The 25,335-nt window shown below is 71.8% G+C and carries 19 protein-coding genes; 17 read left to right on the top strand and 2 right to left on the bottom strand.

Features of this window, described 5'->3' with window-relative positions; genetic code table 11:
- Positions 1–40: 40 nt before the first annotated feature.
- From uxuA to KZ813_RS08290, 4 genes are read left to right on the top strand one after another with little or no spacing between them, the layout of a single operon-like run.
- Positions 41–1,237, top strand: coding sequence for a mannonate dehydratase (uxuA, locus tag KZ813_RS08305; protein ID WP_219754494.1), 1,197 nt, complete (start codon positions 41–43; stop codon positions 1,235–1,237).
- Complete coding sequence (gene uxaC, locus KZ813_RS08300; RefSeq protein ID WP_219754493.1) at positions 1,234–2,646, top strand: glucuronate isomerase; 1,413 nt, start codon at positions 1,234–1,236, stop codon at positions 2,644–2,646. The genes uxuA and uxaC overlap by 4 nt, the downstream gene beginning before the upstream one ends.
- A complete protein-coding gene (locus KZ813_RS08295; protein WP_219754492.1) occupies positions 2,643–4,037 on the top strand; it encodes a mannitol dehydrogenase family protein in 1,395 nt (464 codons plus the stop codon). Before uxaC ends, KZ813_RS08295 begins: the two co-directional genes overlap by 4 nt.
- Positions 4,038–4,074: 37 nt before the next feature.
- Positions 4,075–5,367, top strand: coding sequence for an MFS transporter (locus KZ813_RS08290; RefSeq protein WP_308461826.1), 1,293 nt, complete (start codon positions 4,075–4,077; stop codon positions 5,365–5,367).
- 78 nt (positions 5,368–5,445) lie between these two features.
- Here KZ813_RS08290 and KZ813_RS08285 read toward each other — a convergent pair whose 3' ends face one another.
- Entirely contained in the window at positions 5,446–7,650 is a 2,205-nt protein-coding gene (locus KZ813_RS08285) for a penicillin acylase family protein (protein WP_308461825.1), read from the bottom strand.
- 173 nt (positions 7,651–7,823) lie between these two features.
- Here KZ813_RS08285 and KZ813_RS08280 point away from each other — a divergent pair, with 173 nt between their 5' ends.
- Entirely contained in the window at positions 7,824–9,812 is a 1,989-nt protein-coding gene (locus KZ813_RS08280) for an ATP-binding protein (protein ID WP_219754491.1), read from the top strand.
- A 141-nt stretch (positions 9,813–9,953) separates the two neighbouring features.
- On the opposite strand, the gene KZ813_RS08275 is transcribed toward KZ813_RS08280, so the two are convergent.
- Positions 9,954–11,330 (bottom strand): helix-turn-helix domain-containing protein, encoded by a 1,377-nt coding sequence (locus KZ813_RS08275; RefSeq protein WP_219754490.1) that lies wholly within the window; start codon positions 11,328–11,330, stop codon positions 9,954–9,956.
- A gap of 106 nt (positions 11,331–11,436) precedes the next feature.
- Here KZ813_RS08275 and KZ813_RS08270 point away from each other — a divergent pair, with 106 nt between their 5' ends.
- The 12 genes from KZ813_RS08270 (at position 11,437) to KZ813_RS08215 (ending at position 25,293) form a co-directional block, all read left to right on the top strand.
- The gene (locus tag KZ813_RS08270; RefSeq protein WP_219754489.1) at positions 11,437–12,963 is read left to right on the top strand and encodes an acyl-CoA carboxylase subunit beta; all 1,527 of its coding nucleotides are present in this window, start codon (positions 11,437–11,439) and stop codon (positions 12,961–12,963) included.
- Between the two features lie 45 nt (positions 12,964–13,008).
- On the top strand, positions 13,009–13,260 hold the full coding sequence (locus KZ813_RS08265; RefSeq protein ID WP_219754488.1) for a hypothetical protein: 252 nt from the start codon (positions 13,009–13,011) through the stop codon (positions 13,258–13,260).
- Entirely contained in the window at positions 13,257–13,694 is a 438-nt protein-coding gene (gene mce / locus KZ813_RS08260) for a methylmalonyl-CoA epimerase (protein ID WP_219754487.1), read from the top strand. Before KZ813_RS08265 ends, mce begins: the two co-directional genes overlap by 4 nt.
- Complete coding sequence (locus KZ813_RS08255; RefSeq protein WP_258046543.1) at positions 13,687–14,472, top strand: enoyl-CoA hydratase-related protein; 786 nt, start codon at positions 13,687–13,689, stop codon at positions 14,470–14,472. The genes mce and KZ813_RS08255 overlap by 8 nt, the downstream gene beginning before the upstream one ends.
- A 1-nt stretch (position 14,473) precedes the next feature.
- The gene (scpA, locus tag KZ813_RS08250) at positions 14,474–16,711 is read left to right on the top strand and encodes a methylmalonyl-CoA mutase (protein WP_258046542.1); all 2,238 of its coding nucleotides are present in this window, start codon (positions 14,474–14,476) and stop codon (positions 16,709–16,711) included.
- A complete protein-coding gene (locus tag KZ813_RS08245) occupies positions 16,711–17,127 on the top strand; it encodes a lysozyme inhibitor LprI family protein (protein WP_219754486.1) in 417 nt (138 codons plus the stop codon). The genes scpA and KZ813_RS08245 overlap by 1 nt, the downstream gene beginning before the upstream one ends.
- On the top strand, positions 17,115–18,122 hold the full coding sequence (gene bioB / locus KZ813_RS08240; protein WP_219754485.1) for a biotin synthase BioB: 1,008 nt from the start codon (positions 17,115–17,117) through the stop codon (positions 18,120–18,122). The genes KZ813_RS08245 and bioB overlap by 13 nt, the downstream gene beginning before the upstream one ends.
- A gap of 55 nt (positions 18,123–18,177) precedes the next feature.
- On the top strand, positions 18,178–20,298 hold the full coding sequence (locus tag KZ813_RS08235; protein WP_219754484.1) for an acetyl-CoA carboxylase biotin carboxylase subunit: 2,121 nt from the start codon (positions 18,178–18,180) through the stop codon (positions 20,296–20,298).
- Positions 20,299–20,449: 151 nt separating this feature from the next.
- Entirely contained in the window at positions 20,450–21,967 is a 1,518-nt protein-coding gene (locus tag KZ813_RS08230) for an efflux transporter outer membrane subunit (protein ID WP_219754483.1), read from the top strand.
- On the top strand, positions 21,967–23,361 hold the full coding sequence (locus KZ813_RS08225) for an efflux RND transporter periplasmic adaptor subunit (protein WP_219754482.1): 1,395 nt from the start codon (positions 21,967–21,969) through the stop codon (positions 23,359–23,361). Before KZ813_RS08230 ends, KZ813_RS08225 begins: the two co-directional genes overlap by 1 nt.
- Positions 23,351–24,085: an ABC transporter ATP-binding protein gene (locus KZ813_RS08220; RefSeq protein ID WP_219754481.1), complete on the top strand. Its 735-nt coding sequence runs from the start codon at positions 23,351–23,353 to the stop codon at positions 24,083–24,085. Before KZ813_RS08225 ends, KZ813_RS08220 begins: the two co-directional genes overlap by 11 nt.
- Positions 24,085–25,293 (top strand): ABC transporter permease, encoded by a 1,209-nt coding sequence (locus KZ813_RS08215; protein WP_219754480.1) that lies wholly within the window; start codon positions 24,085–24,087, stop codon positions 25,291–25,293. The genes KZ813_RS08220 and KZ813_RS08215 overlap by 1 nt, the downstream gene beginning before the upstream one ends.
- Positions 25,294–25,335: the final 42 nt, after the last annotated feature.

Here is a 25,335-nt window from a genome sequence, read left to right as displayed (position 1 = left end):
GGGCGGGCGGATGGCGCGAGAGGACGGGCGGATGCGATGGATGACGCAGACGATGCGCTGGTTCGGCCCGTCCGACCCGGTCGCGCTGCGCGACATCCGCCAGGCCGGCGCCACCGAGGTGGTCACCGCGCTCCACGAGGTGCCCAACGGCGCGGTCTGGAGCGCGGCGGCGATCGCCGAGCGACGCGCGATGATCGCCGCGGCGGGGCTGGGCTGGACCGTGGTCGAGAGCCTGCCGATCCACGAGGAGATCAAGACGCGGGGACCGCGCTGGGACGAGCTGGTCGACGCCTATCGCGCGAGCCTGCGCCATCTCGCCGCCGCGGGTATCCGCGTCGTCACCTATAATTTCATGCCGGTGCTGGATTGGACCCGCACCGATCTCGGCTGGGAACTGCCCGACGGCGCGCGCGCGCTCCGCTACGAGCATGAGGCGGCGGCGGCCTTCGACCTCTTCCTGCTGCGCCGCGCCGGCGCCGAGCGCGACTATGCCGCCGACGTGATCGAGCGCGCCGAGCGCCGCTTCGCCGCGATGGACGCCGACGCGCGCCGCCAGCTGGAGCGCAACATCATCGCCGGGCTGCCCGGCAGCGAGGAGAGCTTCTCGATCGAGGACTTCCGCGCCGCGCTCGCCACCTATGATGGAGTCGATGCCGTCGCGCTCCACGCCAACCACGTCGCCTTCCTCGAGGCGGTCTGCCCGATGGCGGAGGAGCTGGGGCTGCACCTGGTGGTCCACCCCGACGACCCCCCCTTCGCTCTGTTCGGCCTGCCGCGCGTGGTGAGCACCGAGGCCGACGTCGCCGACCTGTTCGCGCGCGTGCCGAGCCGCGCCAACGGCCTGTGCTTCTGCGCCGGCTCGTTCGGCGCGCGCGCGGACAACGACCTGCCCGGCATGGTCGAGCGGCTCGGCGAGCGGATCGGTTTCCTCCACCTCCGCTCGGTCCAGCGCGAGGGCGGCGATGCCCGCGGGGGAACGTTCCACGAGGCGGCGCATCTCGAGGGCGACGCCGGCATGACCGCGATCGTCGCCGCGGTCCACCGGCTCCAGCAGCGCGAGGGGCGCTCGATCCCGATGCGCCCCGATCACGGGCACCAGATGCTCGACGACCTCTCGCGCGTGACCAACCCCGGCTACTCGCTGCTCGGCCGGATGCGGGGGCTGGCCGAGCTGCGCGGCGTCGAGCGCGGCGTCGCCCACGCCACCGCGGGCGCGCGCGCGGAGGCGCTGGCATGACGCGCCCGCTCCGCCTCCACCCCGACCGGCTGTTCCCGAGCGACCCGACCCAGCGCGGCATCGCGCGCGCGCTCTACGCCGAGATCGGCGGCCTGCCGATCGTCAGCCCCCACGGCCACACCGACCCGCGCTGGTTCGCCGAGGACTCGCGCTGGCAGAACGCGACCGAGCTGCTGCTCGCGCCCGATCATTACGTCTTCCGCATGCTCTACTCGCAGGGCGTGGCGCTCGACGATCTCGCCATACCGTCGCGCGCCGGCACCCCCGCGACCGACCCGCGCGCGGCGTGGCGCGTCTTCGCCGAGCATTATAAGCTGTTCCGCGGCACGCCGTCGCGGCTGTGGCTCGACCATGTCTTCGCCGAGCTGTTCGGCTTCGACCTCGCGCTGGAAGCGGCCACCGCCGACCTCTATTACGACCGGATCAACGAGCAGCTGGCGACACCCGCCTTCCGCGCGCGCGCGCTGTTCGACCGGTTCGGGATCGAGTTCCTCGCCACCACCGAGGGCGCCGACGACCCGCTCGACTCACACCGCCGCATCCGTGAATCGGGCTGGGGTGGGCGCGTCGTCACGACCTATCGCCCCGACGGCGTGATCGACGTCGAGCACGAGCAGTTCCAGGCCGCGATGGCGCGCTTCGCCGAGCTGACCGGCGAGGACGTGTGGAGCTGGCGGGGCTATCTCGCGGCGCACCGCCGGCGCCGCGCCGACTTCCGCGCCGCGGGTGCCACCGCGACCGACCACGGCCACCCGACCGCGCGCACCGCCAACCTCTCCGCCGGCGAGGCCGAGGCGCTGTTCGGCCGCATTGCGAGCGGTGGCTGGGACGCGGCGGACGCCGAGCTGTTCCGCGCGCAGATGCTCACCGAGATGGCGAAGATGAGCGTCGAGGACGGGATGGTGATGCAGCTTCACCCGGGCTCGTACCGCAATCACAACCGTGCGCTGTTCGAGAGCCACGGCCGCGACAAGGGCGCGGACATCCCGCTGCGGATCGACTTCGTGGAAGCGCTCAGGCCGCTGCTCGACGCGGTCGGCAATGACCCGCGCTTCACGCTGATCCTCTTCACGCTCGACGAGACCACCTACGCGCGCGAGCTGGCGCCGCTCGCGGGCCATTACCCCTGCCTGCGGCTGGGGCCGGCGTGGTGGTTCCACGATTCGCCCGAGGGCATGCTGCGCTATCGCGAGATGACCACCGAGACCGCGGGCTTCTACAATACCGTCGGCTTCAACGACGACACGCGCGCCTTCCTCTCGATCCCGGCGCGGCACGACGTCGCGCGACGGATCGACTGTCATTATCTCGCGCGGCTCGTCGCCGAGCATCGGCTCGAGGAGGGGGAGGCGGCCGAGCTGGCGCGCGACCTCACCGTCGGCCTCGTGCGCCAGGCGTACAAGCTGTGAGCGGCGCCGAGCGGCTGTCGCCCGCCACCGTCGATCAGCTCCCCGCGAGCGTGGCGCGCCCGGGCTACGCTCGCGCCGCGCAGCGAACCGGGATCGTCCATCTCGGGCTCGGTGCCTTCCACCGCGCGCACCAGGCGGTCTACACCGACGCGGCCATGTCGGCGGGCGACCGCGATTTCGCGATCACCGGCGTGTCGCTGCGCTCGCCCGCGGTGGCCGAGGCGCTGCTGCCGCAGGACGGGCTGTACACGGTGACGCAGCGCTCCGCCGCGGGCGAGCGGGTCGCGCTGGTCGGCGCGCTGCGCGAGATGCTGGTGGCGCCGCGCGACGGCGAGCGGCTGCGGGCGGTGCTCGCCGCGCCGACGACGTCGCTCGTGACGCTCACCGTCACCGAGAAAGGCTATCACCGCGGCCCCGACGGCGCGCTCGATGTCGTCTCGGTCGAGGCGGCGGGCGGCACGATCTACCACCATCTGGCGCGCGCGATGGCCGATCGTCGCGACGCCGGCGCGGGCGGGCTGACGCTGGTGAGCTGCGACAATCTCGCGCACAACGGCGCCGCGCTCGCCGCCTCGCTCGGCGCCTGGCTCGACCGCACCGACCCCGGGCTGCGCGGCTGGTTCGACGCGGAATGCGCCTGCCCGTCGACGATGGTCGACCGCATCGTCCCCGCCGCGCGCGACGCCGACCTGGCGCGCACCGCCGCCGCGATCGGGCTGCACGACGCCGCCGCGGTAACGACCGAGCCGTTCATGCAATGGGTGATCGAGGACCGGTTCGCGACGCGCCGCCCGCGCTGGGAGCTCGCCGGCGCGCAGCTGGTCGCCGACGTCGCTCCCTATGAGTTTGCCAAGCTGCGGATGCTCAACGGGGCGCACTCGGCGCTCGCCTATCTGGGACTCGAGCGCGGGCACCAGTTCGTCCACCAGGCGGTGGCCGACGCGGCGGTCCGCGCCACGGTCGAGCGGCTGATGCGCGACGAGGCCGCCGCCAGCCTCACCGCCGCGCCGGGGCAGGACCTGGGCGCCTACGCCGACGCCCTGCTCGCGCGCTTCGCCAATCCGGCGCTGCCGCACGCGCTGATCCAGATCGCGATGGACGGCTCGCAGAAGATCCCGCAGCGCTGGCTCGCGACCCTGCGCGCCAACGCCGCGGAGGGCCGGCGCTGCCCCGCGACGCTGACCGCGCTGGCAGCGTGGCTGCGCCACGTGCGGGGCGACGGCGCGCCGGTCAACGACCCCATGGCGGAGCGGCTCGCGGCGCTGTGGCGCGACGTCGGCGAGAGCGGGATCGTCGCCGCGCTCTTCGGCGAGCGCGGGCTGTTCGCCGATCACTGGCAGGCCGACGCGGAAGACCGCGCGGCCCTCGACACGAGACTGCGCGAAGGTTGAAACGAGAGGGCGGCACGCGCCGCCGCGGGAGGGTCGAGTGAGGGCAGCAGCTGAGGTGAGTCCGCCGGCGGTCAGGCCGCGCGGGCGCGTGCGCTGGACGATCTGCGCGTTGCTCTTCTTCGCCACCACGATCAACTATATCGACCGCCAGATCATCGGCATCCTGAAGCCCACGCTGCAGACCGAGCTCGGCTGGAGCGAGGTCGACTATGGCATGATCGTCTCCTGGTTCCAGGCGGCCTACGCGATCGGCCTGCTCGCGTCCGGCGTGGTGATCGATCGGGTCGGCTCGAAGATCGGCTATGCCGTCGCGATCACGATATGGAGCCTCGCCGCGCTGTTCCACGCGCTGGTGCGCAGCCCGAGCGGCTTCGCGCTGGCGCGTTTCGCGCTCGGGCTGGGCGAGTCCGCCAACTTTCCCGCCGCGATCAAGTCGGTCGCCGAGTGGTTCCCGAAGAGGGAGCGCGCGCTCGCCGCGGGCATCCTCAACGCCGGCGCCAACGTCGGCGCGATCGCGACGCCGATCGTCGTGCCGGTCATCGCGCTGAATTACGGCTGGCAGGCCGCCTTCATCATCACCGGGCTGCTGGGTTTCGCCTGGCTGGCGGCGTGGCTCGCTTTCTATCGCGCGCCCGCGCAGCACCCGCGCGTCACGCCCGAGGAGCTCGCCTATATCACCTCGGACCAGCACGCCGACGAGCGCAACGCGACGGCGCCGCGCCCCTCCTGGGCGTCGCTGTTCCGCCACCGCAGCACCTGGGCCTTCGTCGTCGCCAAGTTCCTCACCGACCCGGTCTGGTACCTGTTCCTGTTCTGGCTGCCCGACTTCTTCGCCAAGCGCCACGGGCTCGACCTCAAGACCTTCGGCCCGCCGCTGATCGCGGTCTACCTGCTCGCGGACGTCGGCAGCATCGGCGGCGGCTGGCTCTCGTCGTGGCTGATCAAGCGCGGCTATAGCGTCAACGCCGGGCGCAAGCTGGCGCTGCTGGCGAGCGCGATCCTGGTGCTGCCGATCTTCTTCGCCACCACGGTATCCAGCCTGTGGGCGGCGGTGGCGATCATCGGCGTGGCGGCGGCGGCGCACCAGGGCTGGTCGAGCAACCTCTACACGATGGTGTCGGACACCTTCCCGTCGCGCTCGGTCGCCTCGGTGATGGGGATCGGCGGCGCCGCGGGCGCGGTCGGCGGCATGATCATGGCGCGCTACGTCGGCGAGGTGCTGGAGCGGGTGGGGAGCTATCTGCCGGTCTTCGTCTGGGCGGGCAGCGCCTATCTGCTGGCGCTGCTGCTGGTGCACCTGCTGGTGCCGCGCTTGGAGGTGAAGGCGTAGGGCGGGCTTGTCGCCTGAGCGCAGCCTTCACTCACGCGGATGACGGCAGGGAGAGGGGAGGCCGCTAGGCGCGGGCGCTCACTCCCCGGGCCGGTAGCGCCGCTCGACATGGCCGGCGAGCTCGTCGGGGTAGAAATAGATCGGCCGCAGCGCGCCGCTGGCATAGCGTCCCACCTGATCGGCGAAGTGGCGCGACCCCGGGTCGCCGCTCTGCCCGCCCGCCATCACCGCGCTGGCACGCACCCGCTCCCCGAACTCGACCACCGCGACGAAGCTGTTGCCGCTCGTCCCGTAATAGCGCCGCGTGTCGGGCCAGCGTCTCGCGCCGAAGGAGGCGAGGCTGCCCCATTGCGCCGAGGTGAAGGGCACCGGCAGCGAGGCGCGCGTGTCGTCGAAGTGCGGCGCGATCGAGTCGTCGAGCCGCTGGTACCGGTTGATCGCGCCCCAGCGGGTCCGCCACGTGCCGAAGTCGCGCGTGAGCCGCGCCACCGCCGCCTCCAGCGCGGCGAGCTTGTCGGGTGCGGTGACCCGGGTGGCGATATAGTCGGGCACGTTGACCCGCTCGGCCTGCGCCGCGTCGCCGACCTCGCGCCACAGCTCGTCGCCCCAGAACACCGCGAGGCTGGTCGCCACCGAGTCGGCGCCCCAGCGATGGTCCCAGCGCGCCAGCTCGGCGACCGGCTCGGCCAGCGCGGCACGGCGCGGGTCGGTGACGGGCAGCGCGCGCCACGCCGCGACGAGCGGCGGCAGCAGTCGCGCGAACGCGGGAAGGTAGGGATCGTAGGCCGCGGCGCGGAGCGTCTCCGCGGTCCAGCCGCTCTTGCCCTGCAGCAGCAGGTCGGCGTGCTCGCCACGCGCGTTGCCGCCGGTCTGGTCCATGTAGCGCGGGTAATCGGCCGCGCGCGGGCTGTCGGTACCCGCGGCGCTCCACGGCCAGTCGTTGGTGTTGTGGACCCAGCCGGTGCGCGGGCTGAGGACGCTCGGCAGCGTGTCGAGCGCGTGCAGCCCGTGCCAGTCGGTGCGCGGGTCGCTGCCGTCGACCGGGCGGGTGTAGTCGAACCGGTCGTCGCGGCGCGGCATGAACTGCGGCAGGAGGAAGGCGATCTCGCCCCTGTCGTCGGCGAAGATCGTGTCGTTGGACGAGTTGGCCTTCCGCTCGGCCACCTCGAGGTAAGCGGGGAGGTCGGTCGCGCGGGTGCGCAGCCAGCTCTGCTCGAGCGCGGCGCGTGGGCGCCACATCAAGGCGGTCGCGATCCAGCGGCCGTCGCGCGCCGCGGTGACCGGTCCGTGGTGCGTCTGCCACGTCGTGAAGCGCCGCTGCCCCATCGTGCCGTCGGCGCGGCGGTAGCGCAGCGTCACCGCGCGCGCCCTGACCGGTCGCCAGGCCGCGCCGTAGCGATAGGCCCAGCCGGCGCCGCGTCGCTCGACCCGCTCGGCGAACTCGTCGACGTTGTCCACGGTCGACGAGGTGTGCATCCACCCGGCGTGCGCGTTGAAGCCCTGGTAGACGAAGAACTGCCCCCAGGTGCTCGCGCCGTAGACGTTCAGCCCGGTGTCGCTCGTCAGCTGCGCCTCGGAGCGGAAGTAGAAGCTGGTGTGCGGGTTGATCAGCAGCAGCGCGTGGCCGTCGCGGGTGAGCCGCGGCGCGATCGCGATACCGTTGGAGCCCGACGGCTCGCGCGGCACCACGCCGCGCTCCTCCGGCGTGGGCGGAGTCGGCCGGTCGTAGAAGCTGCGCAACGCGCTCAGCGGGATCCGCTCGACGTCGCCGCCGATGCTGCCCTCGGTGAAGCTCAGCGCCATCCACGGCTCGTAGCGGGTGAGCACGCGCGGCCTCGCCCGGGGATGGGTGGCGAGATAGAAGTTGAGCCCGTCGGCCCAGGCCTGGGTCAGCGCGCGCAGCCACGGCGGGCAGGCGGCGTGAGCGGCGCGCAGCTCGGCCTCGTCGACGAACAGCCGCTGGCGCAGATCGGCCCAGAGCGCCTCCTCGCCCAGAGCCTCGGCGCTGCGGCCGAGCGCGGTGAGGTAATTGGCCTCGACGCGGGCGAGATCGTCCTCGGCCTGGGCATAGCTCAAGGCGAACACCGCGTCGGCATCGCTGCGGCCGTGGACGTGCGGGATGCCCCAGTCGTCGCGCGTGATCGTCGCCGCGTCGGCGTGGCGGCGCCAGCGCGCGGCATCGGGTTCGGCGGCGCCGGCGGGCGCGGCGAGCGCGAGCAGCGCGGCGCCCGCGAGGAGGCGGCGAGACGAGGGGCGGCGGGGGAGGAGAAGGGAGGCGCTCACGCTCGCGAGGATAGCCGCGCCGCGCGCGGAGGCAACGCCGCGGGCACGACCCGGGCCCTGACCATCGCCGCTGGCTCTTCTTCAGACAAGTCAGTAGCCTATGTGGGCAGCGGCCGCGATGGGCGGGTCCGCGCGAGACGAGGGGGCCGAGCGCGGGTGACGGGGGACGAGGCATGAGGCGCTCGCTCGGCCTGCTCGTGCTCGCGGGCGTGATCCCGATCGTGGCGCTGGGCGGCACCTTCGGGGCGCTGACGCTGCGCAACGAGCGCGAGGCGATCGCCGCGCGCGGCCGCACCGACGCCAATCTCGCCGCGGCGCTGGTGTCGCAGACATTGCGCAGCAACGTCGCGGCGGTCGAGATGGTGGCGCAATCGCCCGCGCTCGACGGCCCCATGCCGGACGTGGCGCGCTTCGCGACGCTGGCGCAGCGCATCCTGGCGAACCAGCGCGACTGGCACGCGATCGCGCTGGCGGACGCCGAAGGCCGGGTGTTGTTCAGCACCTTGCCCGCGGGCGAGGCAGCCACGCCGCTCGCCGGGATCGGCGCCGCGGGGCTGCGGCGCCTGCGGGATCGCGGCGAGCCGCAGGTCGGCACCTTCGTCGCGGGTACCGACCACGTACGCGTCTTCCCCGTCGCCGCGCCGGTGAGCGCGGCGGGACGCGTGCGCTACGTCGTGGCGGCGCTGGTGCCCGCGGCGCGGCTGGAGCGGCTGCTCCGCGTCGAGCCGCTCGCGCCGGGCTGGACCGCCTCGGTGATCACTGCCGCCGGCCCCGCCCTGGTGGTGCCACGTGACGGCGCGCGGCTGATCCACACCGACCCGCGCCCGGTCGAGCTGTGGATGCCGGTGAACGGCGCGCGCTGGTCGATCCGTATCACCGCCCCGGCGCAGGCATTCCTCGTCCCCGTCCGTCGCGCCGCGCTGCTGCTGCTCGCCGCGGCGACGCTGTGTATCCTGCTGCTCGGGCTGCTCGCGCGCCTGCTCGCGGTCGAGCTGCGGCAACAGCGCGGGCGCGACGCCTCCGAGTTGCAGCGCCAGCGGATGGAGACGCTCGGCCGGCTGACGGGCGGCGTGGCGCACGACTTCAACAACCTGCTCACGCCGATCATGATCAGCCTGGAGCAGCTGCGGCGCCGTGCCGACGACACCACCGTGATCCGGCACGTCGACGTCGCCATGGCCGGTGCTGAGCGCGCGCGGCTGCTGGTGAGCCGGCTGCTCGCCTTCTCGCGGCAGCAGCAGTTATCGCCCGAGCCGGTCGAGCTCGGCGCGCTGGTCGACGGGCTGATGGACCTGATCGACAAGTCGCTGACGCCGGCCATCACGATGACGGTCGCGGTCGCGCCGGGACTCTGCACGGCGGAGGCGGACCGCGGGCAGCTCGAGCTCGCCATCCTCAACCTCGTCATCAACGCGCGCGACGCGATGCCCGATGGCGGCCAGCTGCGCCTCTCGGTCGCGCGCGCCGACGCGCGCGAGGCCGCAGGGCTCGCCGCGGGTGAGTATATCGCGATCACCGTGACCGACACCGGCAGCGGCATGGACGCGGTGACGGTCGCGCGCGCGATCGACCCCTTCTTCACCACCAAGCCGGTGGGCAAGGGGACCGGCCTGGGCCTGTCGATGGTCCATGGCTTCGCCTCGCAGTCGGGCGGCGCGCTCGTGCTGGAGAGCGAGCCCGGCGAAGGGACCAGCGCGCGTATCCTGCTGCCATGCAGCGCGGTGGCGCCGGCCGCCGCACCGGTCGCCGCGGCGGTGACGGGGACTCGCGCGCTGACGATCCTGCTGGTCGACGACGACGCCCGCGTGCGACGGGCCAGCGCCGAGGCGCTCGCCGAGGCCGGCCACGCGGTGATCGAGGCGCCCGACGTGGACCGCGCGCTGGCGCTGCTGTCGGCGCAGGGCGCCGTCGACCTGGTGGTGACCGACTTCATCATGCCCGGCCGCTCGGGCGCCGAGCTGGTCGATCGGCTGCGCGCCGAGTGGCCGGACGTCGCGGTGCTCATGATCACCGGCCATGTCGAAGACGAGCGCGCGCTGCCCGACGGGGTCGAGCTGCTGCTCAAACCCTATCGCGGCGCGACGTTGCTGGCCTCGGTGGAGGAGGCAGTGCGAGCGCGCGCCGGTACGACCGTGACTCGCCCCACACGAGCGTCATCCTGAGCTTCTCTCGGGCGCACCGTCACGCCAACACCGCGGCCGTCGCTGGGACGCATCGTCGGTTGGAACTCGAGACCCCATCTCTCGCGACAGATGCGGGATGCCACCGCCGACAGTGTCACGCCCCGGTGCCGATCGCCCCGCTCACATCACGCGATATGGCACCGCGCGCCGCTCCGTCGGATCGACCGCGATGGCGCGATCGGTCGGCGGGAACGCGCGTTGGTCACAATCCCCGCGCGGACACAGGCGACAGCTGATCCCGATCGGCGTCGCCGCGCCGCGGCGGTCGACCGCGTCGGCGTAGACGAAGTCGGCGGCATGGCGCGCCTCGCAGCCGAGCAGCACCGCGTAGCGCCGCGGGCTGCGCGCGAACTGGCTCGACGGCTTCACCAGTCCCTTCGCCAGCGAGACGTAGCGCGCGCCGTCCGGGGTTTCGGCGAGCTGGACCAGGATCCGGTCGGGGATCGCCGCGGCCTCGTGGACGTGCCACAGCGGGCAGGCGCCGCCGAAGCGCGCGAACTGGAGCGGCGTCGCGGAGTGCCGCTTGGTGATGTTGCCCGCCATGTCGACGCGGCAGAAATAGAAGGGGATACCCTCCTCGCCGGGGCGCTGGAGCGTCGAGAGCCGGTGGCAGGTCTGCTCGAAGCTGGTGGCGAAGCGGCGCGCCAGCCGGTCGATGTCGTGGCGCAGGCGGCGCGCCTCGGCGCGGAAGGCGCGATACGGCATCAGCAGCGCGCCCGCCGCGTAATTGGCCAGCCCCGTGGCGAGCAGTCGCCGCGCTTCCTCCTGCGCCAGCGGCGCCGCGGCGACGATCGCGGCGATCGGCGCGGCGAAGGCGAGCGCGGCGAGCCGATGGGCGATCAGGAAGCGGCGGCTCTCCGCGGGCAGCGCGGCGGCGAGCGTCAGCCGCGTGCCGTCGAAGCGCGACAGCGGGGCGTCGTCGTGCTGGTCGGTCGCGATCGTGACGCCGCGTGCGAGCAGCGCCGCCGCGACCCAGTCGCTCCCGCCCTCGTCGACACGCCCGTCGGCCAGGTCCTCGGCGGCGCGGTCGAGCGGGTCGACGTAATTGCCCGCCTCGTGGAACCAGTCGCGTACCGCCTCCCACGGCAGTCGCGCGCCCGCGCCCGCCGTCATCGCCTCCTCGGCGAGCGCCGCGCGCGCGTCGGCAGCGCGCTTGGCGGCGTGGAGCGCGATCAGCCGGTCGGCGAGGTCGGGGCTCTGCTCGGCCAGCCGCGCCATCTCGTCGGGCGGCATCGGCGCGACCGCGGGGTCGGTCAGCGCCTGCGCCAGCGCGGCGAGCCGACGCGCGGGCACCTCGCCCTCGATCTGCGCCAGCGCCGCGGGAAAATGGCGCGCCAGCGCGGCGAGCACCGCGCCGGTGAGCGGGCGCTCGTCGCTCTCCAGCTGCGAGAGATAGCTCACCGACAGGACGAGCCGCTGCGCCATCGCGCGCTGGGTGAGCCCGGCGGCGCGGCGCAGCTCGCGCAGCGCGGCGCCGGCGTAGAGCCGCTGCCTCATGTCGCTGGCCTAGTTCGCAGGATGCTGCTTCGCAAGTTCGCAACTTCGCATTTGCGCGCGCGCGTCGCGGCGGGCAGGACGACGCCGCACGTCACGGGAGAGCCGCATGTCCTCGACCATCGCCGAGCTGGAACGCCGCCGCGCCGCCGCGCGCGCCGGCGGGGGAGAGAGGCGCGTGGCCGCGCAGCACGCCAAGGGCAAGCTGACCGCGCGCGAGCGGCTCGACGTGCTGCTCGACGAGGGCAGCTTCGAGGAAGTGGACATGTTCGTCGAGCACAATTGCGTCGACTTCGGCATGGCGGAGCAGGTGATCCCGGGTGACGGCGTGGTCACGGGATCGGGCACGATCAACGGCCGGCTGGTGTTCGTGTTCAGCCAGGACTTCACCGTCTTCGGCGGCTCGCTGTCCGAGCGGCACGCGCAGAAGATCTGCAAGATCATGGACATGGCGATGAAGGTCGGCGCGCCAGTGATCGGCCTCAACGACAGCGGCGGCGCGCGCATCCAGGAGGGGGTCGCCAGCCTCGGCGGCTATGCCGAGGTGTTCCAGCGCAACGTGCTCGCCAGCGGCGTGGTGCCGCAGCTCAGCCTCATCATGGGGCCGTGCGCGGGCGGGGCGGTCTACTCGCCGGCGATGACCGACTTCATCTTCATGGTAAAGGATTCTAGCTACATGTTCGTCACCGGACCCGACGTGGTGAAGACGGTGACCAACGAGGTGGTGACGCAGGAGGCGCTCGGCGGCGCGATCACCCATACCACCAAGACCTCGGTCGCCGACGTCGCGTTCGAGGACGACATCGAGACGCTGCTCGCGGCGCGCGACTTCGTCGACTTCCTGCCCGCCTCCAACCGTGAGGCGGCGCCGGCGCGCCCGACCGCCGACGCCTGGGACCGGCTAGAGCCGAGCCTCGACACGCTCGTGCCCGCCAACGCCAACCAGCCCTACGACATGCACGAGCTGATCCGGAAGACCGTCGACGAAGGCGACTTCTTCGAGGTGCAGCCGGCGCATGCGGCAAACATCATCTGCGGCTTCGGCCGGATCGAGGGTCGCACCGTCGGCGTGGTCGCCAACCAGCCGATGGTGTTGGCCGGCGTGCTCGACATCAACAGCTCGAAGAAGGCGGCGCGGTTCGTCCGCTTCTGCGACGCGTTCGAGATCCCGATCCTGACCTTCGTCGACGTCCCCGGCTTCCTGCCCGGTACCGCGCAGGAGCATAATGGCATCATCAAGCACGGCGCCAAGCTGCTGTTCGCCTACGCCGAGGCGACCGTGCCGAAGATCACCGTGATCACGCGCAAGGCCTATGGCGGCGCGTACGACGTGATGGCGTCGAAGCACCTGCGCGGCGACCTCAATTACGCCTGGCCCACCGCCGAGATCGCGGTGATGGGCGCGAAGGGCGCGGTGGAGATCATCTTCCGCGGCCGGACTCCCGGGGAGATCGCCGAGCGCACCGCCGAATATGAGGCGCGCTTCGCCAACCCCTTCGTCGCGGCCAGCAAGGGCTTCGTCGACGAGGTGATCCAGCCGCACTCGACGCGGCGGCGGATCGCGCTGGGGCTGCGCAAGCTGCGCGGCAAGTCACTCGAGAACCCTTGGAAGAAGCACGACAACATCCCGCTCTGAGTACGGCATCCCGGGTATGATAAGGAGATGCCAAGGAGCGAGACGATGCAGACCGAACGTGTGACCTTCCTCACCACCCCCGACCATAAGGCGGCGCTCGACGCCTTCGCTCGCGCGAAAGGCATGTCCGTCGGCCATGTCGTGCGCGAGGCGACCAGCCGTTACCTGCTCGAGCGAGAGATGACGGATGAGGAGCAGGCCGCTCTGCTCCTACGTGAACTGGACGGGGCGGTGCCGCGCATGCGCGCCGACATCGAGGGTGCGATGCCGAGTGCCCGACGCAGGATCGAGGAATGACGGCGCGTCCGCCGCTCGGCCGCCTCAACCATGTCGGTGTCGCGACGCCCTCGATCGAGCGCTCGATCGAGACCTATCGCACCTTGCTCGGCGCGACGATGATCGGGGCGCCGTTCGACCTGCCCGCGCAGGGCGTGCGCGTCTGCTTCATCGACGCGCCCAACACGCAGGTCGAGCTGATCCAGCCCTATGACGAGGGTTCGCCGATCGCGGGCTTCCTGCGCAAGAACCCGCAGGGCGGACAGCACCACGTCTGCTTCGAGGTGCCCGACCTCCACGCCGCGGTGGCGCATCTGACCGCAGGGGGTGCGACGGTGCTGGGCGAGCCGCGGATCGGCGCGCACGGCACGCCGATCGTGTTCGTCCACCCGCGCGACATGGGCGGCGTGCTCGTCGAGCTGATGGAAACGCCCCGGGGAGATGCGCATGACTGAGACGGCGATGGTCCTGACCGAGCGGCGCGGCGACGTGCTGGTGCTCACGCTCAACCGCCCCGAGCGGCTCAACGCCGCGCCGCCCGCGATGTTCGAGGCGATCACCGCCGCGCTCGCCGACCTCGACGGCACGCGCTCGGTGCTGATCCGAGGCGCGGGTCGAGCGTTCTGCTCGGGCGCGGACGTCGGCGCCGGCGCGCTCACCAGCGACGACCCCGGCGCGGCGACGCACGCGGCGCTGACCGGCTCGTACAACCCCGCGATCCTCGCCGTCGCCGAGGCGCGCGTGCCGGTGGTCAGCGCGGTGCGCGGGCCGGCGGCGGGGATCGGGTGCAGCCTCGCGCTCGCCGCGGACCTGTGCGTCGCCAGCGACACCGCTTATTTTCTCCAGGCCTTCGTCAACATCGGGCTCGTCCCCGACGGCGGCGCGAGCTGGCTGCTGCCGCGGCTGATCGGGCGCGCGCGCGCGGCGGAGATGATGCTGCTGGGCGAGCGGGTCCTCGCCGCCAAGGCGCTCGATTGGGGCATGATCCACCGGATGGTCGCCGACGTCGACCTCGACGCCGCCGCCCTCGCGCTCGCGGAGCGGCTGGCGGACGGGCCGACGGTCGCGCTCGGCACGATCCGCCGCGGGCTGCACGCCGCGCTCGAGAGCGACCTCGCCACCGCGCTGGCGCGCGAGGCCGACGACCAGCGCGCGACGCGCGGCACCGCCGACGCGATCGAGGGCGGCATGGCCTTCCTCCAGAAACGCGCTCCCGCGTTCAAGGGCGCCTGACATGGCCGAGATCGAGACCAACCTGGGCGAGGACGCCGGCAGCACCCGCGATCCCGTCACGGCCCCGGAGCCGACCGCTCGGCCGAGCCACGCCGACTGGCAGGCCGCCGCGGCGAGGGAGGCGAAGGGCAGGGACCTCACCTGGCACACGCCGGAGGGGATCGCCGTCAAGCCTCTCTACACCGCCGCCGACGTCGCCGAGCGGGACCCGGGTCTCCCCGGCTTCGCGCCGTTCACGCGGGGCGTGCGCGCATCGATGTACGCGGGGCGCCCGTGGACGATCCGCCAATATGCCGGCTTCTCCACCGCGGAGGAGTCCAACGCTTTCTACCGTCGCAACCTCGCCGCGGGGCAGAAGGGGCTGTCGGTCGCCTTCGATCTCGCCACCCACCGCGGGTATGACAGCGACCACCCGCGCGTCACCGGTGACGTCGGCAAGGCCGGCGTCGCGATCGACAGCGTCGAGGACATGAAGATCTTGTTCGACGGCATCCCGCTCGATCAGATGTCGGTCAGCATGACGATGAACGGCGCGGTGATCCCGATCCTGGCCTTCTTCATCGTCGCCGGCGAGGAACAGGGCGTCGATCGCAGGCTGCTCGACGGGACCATCCAGAACGACATCCTCAAGGAGTTCATGGTCCGCAACACGTACATCTACCCGCCTGAGCCGAGCATGCGGATCATCTCGGACATTTTTGCCTACACCAGCCGCGAGATGCCCAAGTTCAACAGCATCTCGATCAGCGGCTATCACATGCAGGAGGCGGGGGCGACACAGCTCCACGAGCTCGCCTTCACCATCGCCGACGGGATGGACTATGTGAAATATGGGGTCGCCTCGGGTCTCGATATCGACAAGTTCGCCGGGCGGCTCAGCTTCTTCTTCGCGATCGGTATGAACTTCTTCATGGAGGTGGCGAAGCTGCGCGCCGCGCGGGTGCTGTGGCATCGCGCGATGACGCGCCTGGGCGCGAGGGACGAGCGCTCCAAGATGCTGCGCACCCACTGCCAGACCAGCGGCGTGTCGCTGACCGAGCAGGACCCGTACAACAACGTCATGCGCACCACGATCGAGGCGATGGCGGCGATGCTGGGCGGTACCCAGTCGCTGCACACCAACGCGCTCGACGAGGCGATCGCGCTGCCCACCGACTTCTCCGCCCGGATCGCGCGCAACACGCAGATCGTGATCCAGGAAGAGACGGGGATGACCAAGGTCGTCGACCCGCTCGGCGGCAGCTATTACGTCGAGAGCCTCACCCAGTCGCTGGTGGACGGCGCCTGGGCGCTGATCGAGCGGATCGAGGCGGAGGGCGGCATGGCCAAGGCGGTCGCCGCCGGCTGGCCCAAGGCGATGATCGAGGAGGCTGCCGCGGCGCGGGCAGCGCGGGTCGATCGGGCCGAGGACGTGATCGTCGGCGTCAACAGATACCGGCTGGCGGATGAGGCGCCGATCGACATCCTCGACGTCGACAATGTCGCCGTACGCGAGGCGCAGGTGCGCCGCATCGCCGCGGTGAAGGCGGCGCGCGACGAGGCGGCGTGCCAGCGCGCGCTCGACGCGCTGCGCGAGGGGGCACGACGCGATCCTCCCCGCGAGCAGGGAGGATCGCAGCAGACCAACCTCCTCGCGCTCGCCGTCGAGGCAGCGCGCGCGCGCGCCACGCTCGGCGAGATCTCCGCCGCGATGGAGGACGTGTTCGGCCGCTTCGGCACGCATCCCAGGCCGGTCAAGGGCGTCTACGGCGGTGCCTATACCGATGACGAGCGCTGGGCGCGGCTGGTACGCGGCGTCGCGGCGACCGAGCGCCGCCTCGGCCGTCGCCCGCGCCTGCTCGTGGCCAAGATGGGCCAGGACGGGCATGACCGCGGCGCCAACCTCGTCAGCAGCATGTTCGGTGACCTCGGCTTCGAGGTGGTGCCCGGCCCGCTGTTCCAGACGCCGCGAGAGACGAGCGCGCTCGCGCTGGAGAAGGACGTCGACGTGGTCGGCGCGTCCAGCCTCGCCGCAGGGCACAAGACGCTGATCCCGGAGCTGATCGGCCACCTGCGCGACGCCGGCCGCGCCGATATCAAAGTGATCGCCGGGGGGGTGATCCCCGCCCAGGACTATGAGGTGCTGCGCGAGGCCGGGGTACAGGCGATCTTCGGCCCCGGCACCAACCTGATCCAGGCGGCGGAGGAAGTGCTCCGCCTGCTCGGCCACAACATGCCACCAGACGAGGAGGCCGCGTGATGTTCCCTCTCCATCCCCATGGCGACCCGGCACGCCGCCTCACCGCAGCCGCGGGAGGGGCGCTGCTCGCCCTCCTCGCGACCCCCGCCGCGGCGCAGACCCAGGCGCAGATGAACCAGCAGGCCGGTGCCGCCTACCAGAGGGCCGACGCGCAGATGACCCAGGCCTGGCGTGCGTTCTACGCCGAGATGAAGAAGCGTGACGCCGCCGACACCTCGCGCGGCGGGGGCTTCGGCTATGCCGCCGCGGCGCTCGCCAGCCAGCGCGCCTGGCTGCCGTTCCGCGACCGGCAATGCGTGCTAGAGAGCGGCGAGTTCGCGGGCGGCTCGCTACAGCACATGGCGCAGCTCCAGTGTCTCGCCAAGGTGACGCGCGCGCGGACGCAGCAGTTGAAGGGAATACAGTGGACGAAGTGACGGGCGCGGTACGCAACGACTGGACGCGCGAGGAGATCGCGGCGCTGTTCGACCTGCCGTTCGACGAGCTGATGTGGCGCGCGCAGACCGTCCATCGCGCGCATCACGCGCCGGGGCAGGTGCAGCTCTCGACGCTCCTGTCGATCAAGACCGGCGGCTGCCCCGAGGATTGCGGCTATTGCTCGCAGTCGGTCAGCGCCGACAGCGGCGTCAAGGCGACCAAGCTGATGGACGTGCGCGCGGTTCTCCAGAAGGCGGCGCAGGCCAAGGACAACGGCTCGACCCGCTTCTGCATGGGCGCGGCGTGGCGCAACCCCAAGGACCGCGACATGGACGCGATCGTCGCGATGGTGGAGGGCGTGCGCGCGATGGGCATGGAGACGTGCATGACGCTCGGCATGCTCGAGCCGCACCAGGCCGATCGGCTCGCGGCCGCGGGGCTCGACTATTACAACCACAATATCGACACCTCGCCCGAGCGTTACGCCGACGTGATCACGACGCGGACGTTCCAGGAGCGGCTCGACACGCTCGACGCGGTGCGGAGCGCCGGGATCAACGTCTGCTGCGGTGGCATCGTCGGCATGGGTGAGACGCGCGACGACCGCGTCGGCTTCGTCCACGCGCTGGCGACGCTGCCCGAGCATCCCGGCAGCGTGCCGGTCAACGCGTTGGTGCCGGTGAAGGGCACGGTGCTCGGCGACATGCTCGCCGACACGCCGCTCGCCAAGATCGACGACATCGAGTTCGTCCGCACCGTCGCCGTCGCGCGGATCACGATGCCGGCGAGCATGGTGCGGCTGTCGGCCGGGCGCGAGAGCATGGGCGAGGCCACCCAGGCGCTGTGTTTCATGGCGGGCGCCAACTCGATCTTCACGGGCGACAAGTTGCTGACCGCGGGCAACGCCGGCGACGACAAGGACGCCGCGCTGTTCGCCAAGCTGGGCGTGACGCCGATGGCGGCGGAGTGCCGGCTTTCCGAGGCGGCGGAATAGGACGAGCGCCCATCGCCCGGCTCTGCTGCGGCGACGAGGACAGCAGGAGAGGCAAGTGTTCAAGAAGATCCTGGTCGCCAATCGCGGCGAGATCGCCTGTCGCGTATTCCGCACCGCCGAGCGGATGGGGATCAAGACCGTCGCGGTCTATTCGGATGCCGACGCGCGCGCGCCGCACGTGCTGATGGCGGACGAGGCGGTCCGGCTGGGGCCGGCGCCGGCGGCGGAGAGCTATCTCAAGGCCGAGCTGATCCTGCTCGCCGCGCGGGAGACGGGCGCGGACTGTATTCATCCCGGCTACGGTTTCCTCTCCGAGCGCGAGAGCTTCGCGCGCGCCTGCGCCGAGGCGGGGATCGCCTTCGTCGGGCCGCCGCCGGGCGCCATCGCGGCGATGGGCGACAAGATCGAGTCGAAGAAGCTGGCCAAGCAGGCCGGGGTCAACGTCGTGCCCGGCTATCTCGGCGAGATCGCCGACACCGAGGAGGCGGTGCGGATCGCCTCGGACATCGGCTATCCGGTGATGATGAAGGCCTCCGCGGGCGGCGGCGGCAAAGGCATGCGCCTCGCCTATAGCGAGCAGGACGTGCGCGAGGGCTTCGAGGCCACCAAGCGCGAGGGGCTCGCGTCGTTCGGCGACGACCGCGTCTTCATCGAGAAGTTCATCGAGAGTCCGCGCCACATCGAGATTCAGGTGCTCGGCGACCAGCACGGCAATATCGTCTATCTCAACGAACGCGAATGCTCGGTGCAGCGCCGCCACCAGAAGGTGGTCGAGGAGGCGCCCTCGCCCTTCGTCACACCGACGATGCGCGCGGCGATGGGGGAGCAGGCGGTCGCGCTGGCGCGCGCGGTGGGCTACTATAGCGCCGGGACGGTGGAGCTGATCGTGTCGGGCGCCGACACGTCGGGCGACGGCTTCTACTTCCTCGAGATGAACACGCGGCTCCAGGTGGAGCACCCGGTGACCGAGGAGATCACGGGGCTCGATTTGGTCGAGCAGATGATCCGCGTGGCGGCGGGCGAGCCGCTGGCGTTCGGCCAGGGCGACGTCGGCATCAACGGCTGGTCGATCGAGAACCGTGTCTATGCCGAGGACCCATATCGCGGCTTCCTGCCGAGCATCGGGCGATTGGTGCGCTACAATCCGCCGGCGACGAGCGACGTCGCAGACCAACACCCGTCATCCCCGCGCAGGCGGAGATCCATGACCCATGCCGTCGATGGAGCCGCGGACGCTGCGTCTCTGGATTCCCGCTTGCGCGGGAATGACGAAGGGGGAGAGGGCGACACCAAGGCCATCGTCCGCGTCGACGACGGCGTCTCCGAGGGCGGCGAGGTCAGCATGTTCTACGACCCGATGATCGCCAAGCTGATCACCTGGGCGCCGACGCGCGAGGCCGCGATCGACGCGCAGGTCGCCGCGCTGGACGCCTTCGAGATCGAGGGGCCGGGCACCAACATCGACTTCCTGTCGGCGCTGATGCAGCACCCGCGCTTCCGCGAGGGGCGGCTGACGACCGGCTTCATCGCCGAGGAATATCCCGACGGCTTCCGCGGCGCACCCGCCGCGCCCGACCTGTACCGCGGGCTCGCCGCGATCGCCGCCTTCGCCGCGACCGCGCAGGCGGATCGCGCCCGGCGGATCGATGGGCAGCTCGGCCATCGACTCCGACCGCCCGCCGACTGGGTGGTGCGGATCGGCGGCACCGATCACGCCGTGGCGGTATCGACTGACGGGATCAGCGTCGACGGCGAGCCGATGGAGATCGGCATCGAATATACCCCGGGCGATCGCCTGATCGAGGCGGAGCTGGCGGACGAGGCGCGACTGTCGGTGCGGATCGCGCCGACGCGCACCGGCTTCAGGCTGACGACGCGCGGCGCGAGCCATGTCGCCCGCGTGCTGCCCGCGCGCGTCGCCCCTTACGCGCGGCACCTGCTCGAGAAAGTGCCGCCCGATCTCTCCAAGTTCCTGATCGCGCCGATGCCGGGGCTGCTCGTCCGGCTCGACGTCGCGATCGGCGACAAGGTCGAGGCCGGCCAGCCGCTCGCGGTGGTCGAGGCGATGAAGATGGAGAACATCCTGCGCGCCGAGAAGAGCGCGACGGTCAAGGCGGTCAACGCCGCGACGGGCGACAGCCTCGCGGTGGACCAGGTGATCCTGGAGCTGGAGTAAGGGCGCGGGCGGCGGCGCGCGCTCACGCGAGCGCCGTCGCTGACAGGAGGGCTTCTCTTCACCCTGGACCGACCGACACACCGGCCCGCGAAGACATCTTGCGACATATTAACGCTGGACGTGCTCGGCGGGCATGTTCATGCATCGCAGCATGAGGCGTGCGACCCTTGCGACGACCCTGCTCGCGCTGGCGGGCTGCACCGTCGGCCCCGATTACCAGCCGCGCTCGCCGAGCGAGCTGGGCGTGCCGGTCGGCTATTCGGTCCCCGCCGCACCGACGCGTGAGGATCTCACGCGCTGGTGGCAGCGGTTCGACGATCCCGTGCTCGGCGAGCTGGTCGACCAGGCAGCGAGCGCCAACCTGGACGTCGCGCAGGCGATCGCGCGGCTTCGCCAGTCACGCGAGGCGCTGGTGCAGAGCCGCTCCGACCTGCTGCCCTCGCTCAGCGGCAACACCGGTTACAGCCGTTCCGAGACGTTGCGCGGCGGCGGACAGACGATCACGCTTCCCGACGGCACGGTGCAGAATGTCGGCGGCGGCGGCGCGGACAATTACTCGATCGGGCTGAGCGCCTCCTACCAGCTCGGCCTGTTCGGCGAGGTGCGCCGCACGATCGAGGCGAGCCGCGCGCAATATCAGGCGTCGGGCTTCGACTATGCGACGACGCTATTGTCGGTCCAGCAGGAGGTGGCGCGCAACTACGTGCTCGCGCGGCTCTACCAGGCGCAGCTCGCCAACGCGCGCGCCAGCCTGGCGCTGCAGGACGACAATCTCGAGATCGCTGGCTTCCGCGTCCAGGCCGGGCTGGTCTCGTCGCTCGACCAGGAGCAGGCGCGTCAGCAGCGCGCGCAGACCGCGGCGACGATCCCCTCGCTCGAGCAGCAGTATAACGCCGCCGTGTCGCGCATCGGCGTGCTCACCGCGCAGGCGCCGGGCGCGCTGAAGCCGCGGCTGGCGGCGGCGCGGCCGATCCCGGTCGGCGCCGCGCCCTCGGGCATCGGCATCCCCGCCGACGTACTGCGCCAGCGCCCCGACGTGCGCGCGGCCGAGCGCTCGCTCGCCGCCGCGACCGCGCAGATCGGCGTGGCCAAGGCGGCGCTCTACCCCAATCTCGCGATCACCGGGAACATCAACACGCGCGCCTCCGGCGTCGGCAGCCTGCTCGACACCGTCACCGGCGGTCTGTTCGCGGGCATCACCCAGGCGATCTTCAACGGCGGCCGGCTCAACAGCCAGGTGCGCGGGCAGGAAGCGGCGGCCGACGCCGCGCTCGCCGCGTACAAGTCCACCGTGCTGACCGCGCTGGAGGACGTCGAGAATGCCGCGGTCGCGCTCGACACCGCAAGGCGCCGCGAGGAGCAGCTGACGATCGCCTATGAGGCGGCGAACAACGCCGCGATCCTGTCGCGCAGCCAGTATCGCACCGGGCTGACCGACTTCACCACGCTCAGCCAGCAGGAGGCGACGCTGCTGAGCACGCGCAACAGCGCCGCGCAGGCCCAGGCCGACGCCGCGACCGCGCTGGTGCAGCTCTTCGGCGCGCTCGGCGGCGGGTGGGATAGCGCCAGCGTGCCCGAGGCGACCCCGCGCGAGGCCGCGGCGCCGACGCTCGCGCAGCCCGCCCCCAGCCCCGCTCCCGACACCACGCCCAGCGACGGACAGCCCTGATGCCCGAGACACAGCTCGACGACTTCCTGGGCGTCCAGCCGCAGCCCGCGTGGCGGCGCTGGGCCAAGTGGGTGCTGGTGCTCGCCGGACTGATCGTGGTGCTGCTGCTGCTGTCGCGCTGCGTCTTCGGCGGCAACGAGCCGGTGCGCTACGCCACCGCCACCGCCAAGCGCGGCGACCTCACCGTCACCGTCTCGGCCACGGGCAAGCTCGCGCCGACCAACCAGGTGACGGTCGGCTCGCAGCTCTCCGGCCTGGTCACCAAGGTGGTGGTCGACGTCAACGACCGCGTCACCGCGGGCCAGCCGCTCGCGCTGATCGATCCCGAGCAGATCGACGACCAGATCCGCGCCAGCCAGGCACAGCTGGCCGCGAACGAGGCGCAGGTCGCGCAGGCACGCGCCACCGTGGCGGAATCGCAGGCGCAGCTGGCGCGGCTCAACGAGGTGTTCAAGCTCTCCAAGGGTCGCGTGCCGTCGCGCACCGAGCTGCAGACCGGCCAGGCCGACGCGCAGCGCGCCACCGCGGCACTGCGCGTCGCCGAGGCGAACGTCGCCGCCGCGCGCGCGACCCTGTCGCAGTCGCAGACGCAGCGCGCGCGCGCGATCATTCGCTCGCCCGTCAACGGCGTGGTGCTGGCGCGCCAGGTCGATCCCGGCCAGACCGTCGCCGCCTCGTTCAACACCCCCACACTGTTCGTGATCGCGGAGGACCTCTCGCAGATGAAGCTGGAGGTGGCGATCGACGAGGCCGACGTGGGCGAGGTGCAGATCAATCAGAACGCGACCTTCACCGTCGACGCCTTCCCGGGGCGCAGCTTCCCCGCCAAGATCACGCGCGTCGACCTGGGATCGAACCTGACGGTCAGCAGCGCGACCGCCTCGTCCTCCTCGTCGACCAGCTCCACGACCAGTACCAGCGGGCAGGTGGTCTCCTACGCCGCCGACCTCACCGTGCAGAACCCGACGCTGCAGCTGCGCCCCGGCATGACCGCGACCGCGGACATCGTCACCGCGGACAAGCGCAACGTGCTGCTCGTCCCCAACGCCGCCTTCCGCTTCAAGCCGAGCGCGCAGAGCGGCGGGCGTGGCGGGATCACCGGCACGATCCTGATGGGGCCGCCGCGGCGCGCGCGCGGCGAGCGCAGCGCCACGGTCGGTCGCGGCGCGGCGCAGACGCTCTACGTCAAGGGCGACGACGGCACGCCGCAGCCGATCCAGGTCACCACCGGCGACACCGACGGCACGCAGACCGAGGTCCTGTCGGGCGGGCTCAAGCCAGGCATGGAGGTGATCACGGGCCAGCTCGCGGCGGGCACCGATCAGGCCGGGGCCGCCAGCGCGAGCGGGCGCGGGCGTCGCAGTGGGGGAGGGGGCGCGGCGGGTGGCCAATAGCGCGCCCCTGATCAGCCTGCGCGGCGTCACCAAGGTCTATGGCGAGGGCGCGACGCAGTTCCAGGCGCTCAAGGGCGTCGACCTCGACATCGCCGCGGGTGATTTCGTTGCCGTGATGGGGCCCTCGGGATCGGGCAAGTCGACGACGATGAACATCCTGGGCTGCCTCGACGTGCCGAGCGCCGGCACCTTCCTGTTCCAGGGCCATCACGTCGAGACGCTCGATCGCGACCAGCGCGCGCTGCTGCGGCGGCGCCACCTCGGCTTCGTGTTCCAGGGCTTCAACCTGCTCAGCCGCACCACCGCGCTGGAGAATGTCGAACTCCCGTTACTCTACCGCGGCGACGAGAAGCGCGCGCGGCGCCAGGCGGCGATGGCGGCGCTGGAGAAGGTCGGGCTCGACCAATGGTGGGACCATACTCCCGCCGAGCTGTCGGGGGGGCAGCAGCAGCGCGTCGCGATCGCGCGCGCGATCGTCACGTCGCCCGACGTGCTGCTCGCCGACGAGCCCACCGGCAACCTCGATTCGGAGCGCTCGATCGAGATCATGGAGCTGCTCACCGGGCTCAATCGCGACAGCAATATTACCGTGCTGATGGTGACGCACGAACCCGACATGGCCGCCTTCGCGCGCACCGTGATCCACTTCAAGGACGGGCTCGTGGAGCGGATCGAGGCGCACCATCGCCCCGGCGAGACGCCCGAGCGGGTCGAGGCGAACTGATGCTGGGCACCACCTTCCTGCTCGCGCTTCGCTCGATCCGGCGGCACATCCTGCGTTCGTTCCTGACGATCCTGGGCATCGTCATCGGCGTCGGCGCGGTGGTGACGATGGTGACGCTGGGCAAGGCGACCACCGCCGCGGTGCAGTCGCAGATCGCGGCACTGGGGACGAACATCCTCCAGATCCGCCCCGGCCAGGGCTTCGGCCGCGGCGGCGGCGGGCCGCGCCCGCCCGACTTCAAGCCCGAGGACGTCGCGGCCATCGCGTCGCAGATCGCGGGCGTCACCGCGGTCGCCCCCCAGGCGCAGGCGAGCGCCACCGCGATCTACGAGGGCGCCAACTGGTCCACCACGATCAACGGCACCACCGCCGCCTACTTCCAGGTGCAGCCCTGGCCGCTGGTCAACGGGCGCCAGTGGACGCCGCAGGAGGAGCAGGCGGGCAAGGCGGTGTGCATCATCGGCAACACGGTGCGGCAGAACCTCTTCCGCGGCGGCGAGGCGGTGGGCGAGCGGTTTCGGCTGGGCGACGTCAGCTGCGACGTGATCGGGCTGCTCTCGACCAGGGGGCAGGCAGGCTTCGGCGGCGACCAGGACGACGTCGTCATCATGCCGATCAAGACGGTGCAGCGCCGCTTCACGGGCAACCGCGACGTGCGGCTGATGCTCGTAGGGGTCGACCAGGCCTATGCGACCAGCACCGTCCAGGCGTCGATCACCCAGCTGCTGCGCGAGCGGCGCAACATCACCGACGGTCGCGAGGACGATTTCAACATCTTCGACACCAAGCAGATCAGCGACACGCTGACCGGCACCACCACCGCGCTGACCCGCATCGTCGCGGCGGTGGCGGCGATCAGCCTGGTCGTCGGCGGGATCGGCATCATGAACATCATGCTGGTGTCGGTGACGGAGCGCACGCGCGAGATCGGCATCCGGCTCGCAATCGGCGCGGTGGCGCGCGAGGTGCTGCTGCAGTTCCTGGTCGAGGCGGTAGCGCTGTCGTGTCTCGGCGGGCTGATCGGGCTGGTGCTGGCCCAGGCGGTGATCGCGGGACTGACGCCGCTGCTCCAGGTGCCCTGGACATTCGACCCGCGCATCAACGTGATCGCCTTCGCCATCTCGGCGGTGATCGGGGTGGTGTTCGGTTATTTCCCGGCGCGGCGGGCGGCGGCGCTCAACCCGATCGACGCGCTGCGGCACGAGTAAGAGCGGCCTTTCGATCGCCGACCACCCCGGCGTGCGCCGGGG

This window comes from Sphingomonas folli (assembly GCF_019429525.1).
GTDB lineage: Bacteria > Pseudomonadota > Alphaproteobacteria > Sphingomonadales > Sphingomonadaceae > Sphingomonas > Sphingomonas folii.
This window is presented reverse-complemented; position numbering and strand designations above follow the sequence as displayed.

Excerpts from the sequence above, each read along its gene's own strand:
- uxuA (WP_219754494.1), top strand. The coding sequence starts at position 41 with ATGACGCAGACGATGCGCTGGTTCGGCCCGTCCGACCCGGTCGCGCTG.
- uxaC (WP_219754493.1), top strand. The coding sequence starts at position 1,234 with ATGACGCGCCCGCTCCGCCTCCACCCCGACCGGCTGTTCCCGAGCGAC.
- KZ813_RS08280 (WP_219754491.1), top strand. The coding sequence starts at position 7,824 with ATGAGGCGCTCGCTCGGCCTGCTCGTGCTCGCGGGCGTGATCCCGATC.
- KZ813_RS08275 (WP_219754490.1), bottom strand. The coding sequence starts at position 11,330 with ATGAGGCAGCGGCTCTACGCCGGCGCCGCGCTGCGCGAGCTGCGCCGC.
- KZ813_RS08270 (WP_219754489.1), top strand. The coding sequence starts at position 11,437 with ATGTCCTCGACCATCGCCGAGCTGGAACGCCGCCGCGCCGCCGCGCGC.
- KZ813_RS08265 (WP_219754488.1), top strand. The coding sequence starts at position 13,009 with ATGCAGACCGAACGTGTGACCTTCCTCACCACCCCCGACCATAAGGCG.
- mce (WP_219754487.1), top strand. The coding sequence starts at position 13,257 with ATGACGGCGCGTCCGCCGCTCGGCCGCCTCAACCATGTCGGTGTCGCG.
- KZ813_RS08255 (WP_258046543.1), top strand. The coding sequence starts at position 13,687 with ATGACTGAGACGGCGATGGTCCTGACCGAGCGGCGCGGCGACGTGCTG.
- scpA (WP_258046542.1), top strand. The coding sequence starts at position 14,474 with ATGGCCGAGATCGAGACCAACCTGGGCGAGGACGCCGGCAGCACCCGC.
- KZ813_RS08245 (WP_219754486.1), top strand. The coding sequence starts at position 16,711 with ATGTTCCCTCTCCATCCCCATGGCGACCCGGCACGCCGCCTCACCGCA.
- KZ813_RS08230 (WP_219754483.1), top strand. The coding sequence starts at position 20,450 with ATGAGGCGTGCGACCCTTGCGACGACCCTGCTCGCGCTGGCGGGCTGC.
- KZ813_RS08225 (WP_219754482.1), top strand. The coding sequence starts at position 21,967 with ATGCCCGAGACACAGCTCGACGACTTCCTGGGCGTCCAGCCGCAGCCC.
- KZ813_RS08215 (WP_219754480.1), top strand. The coding sequence starts at position 24,085 with ATGCTGGGCACCACCTTCCTGCTCGCGCTTCGCTCGATCCGGCGGCAC.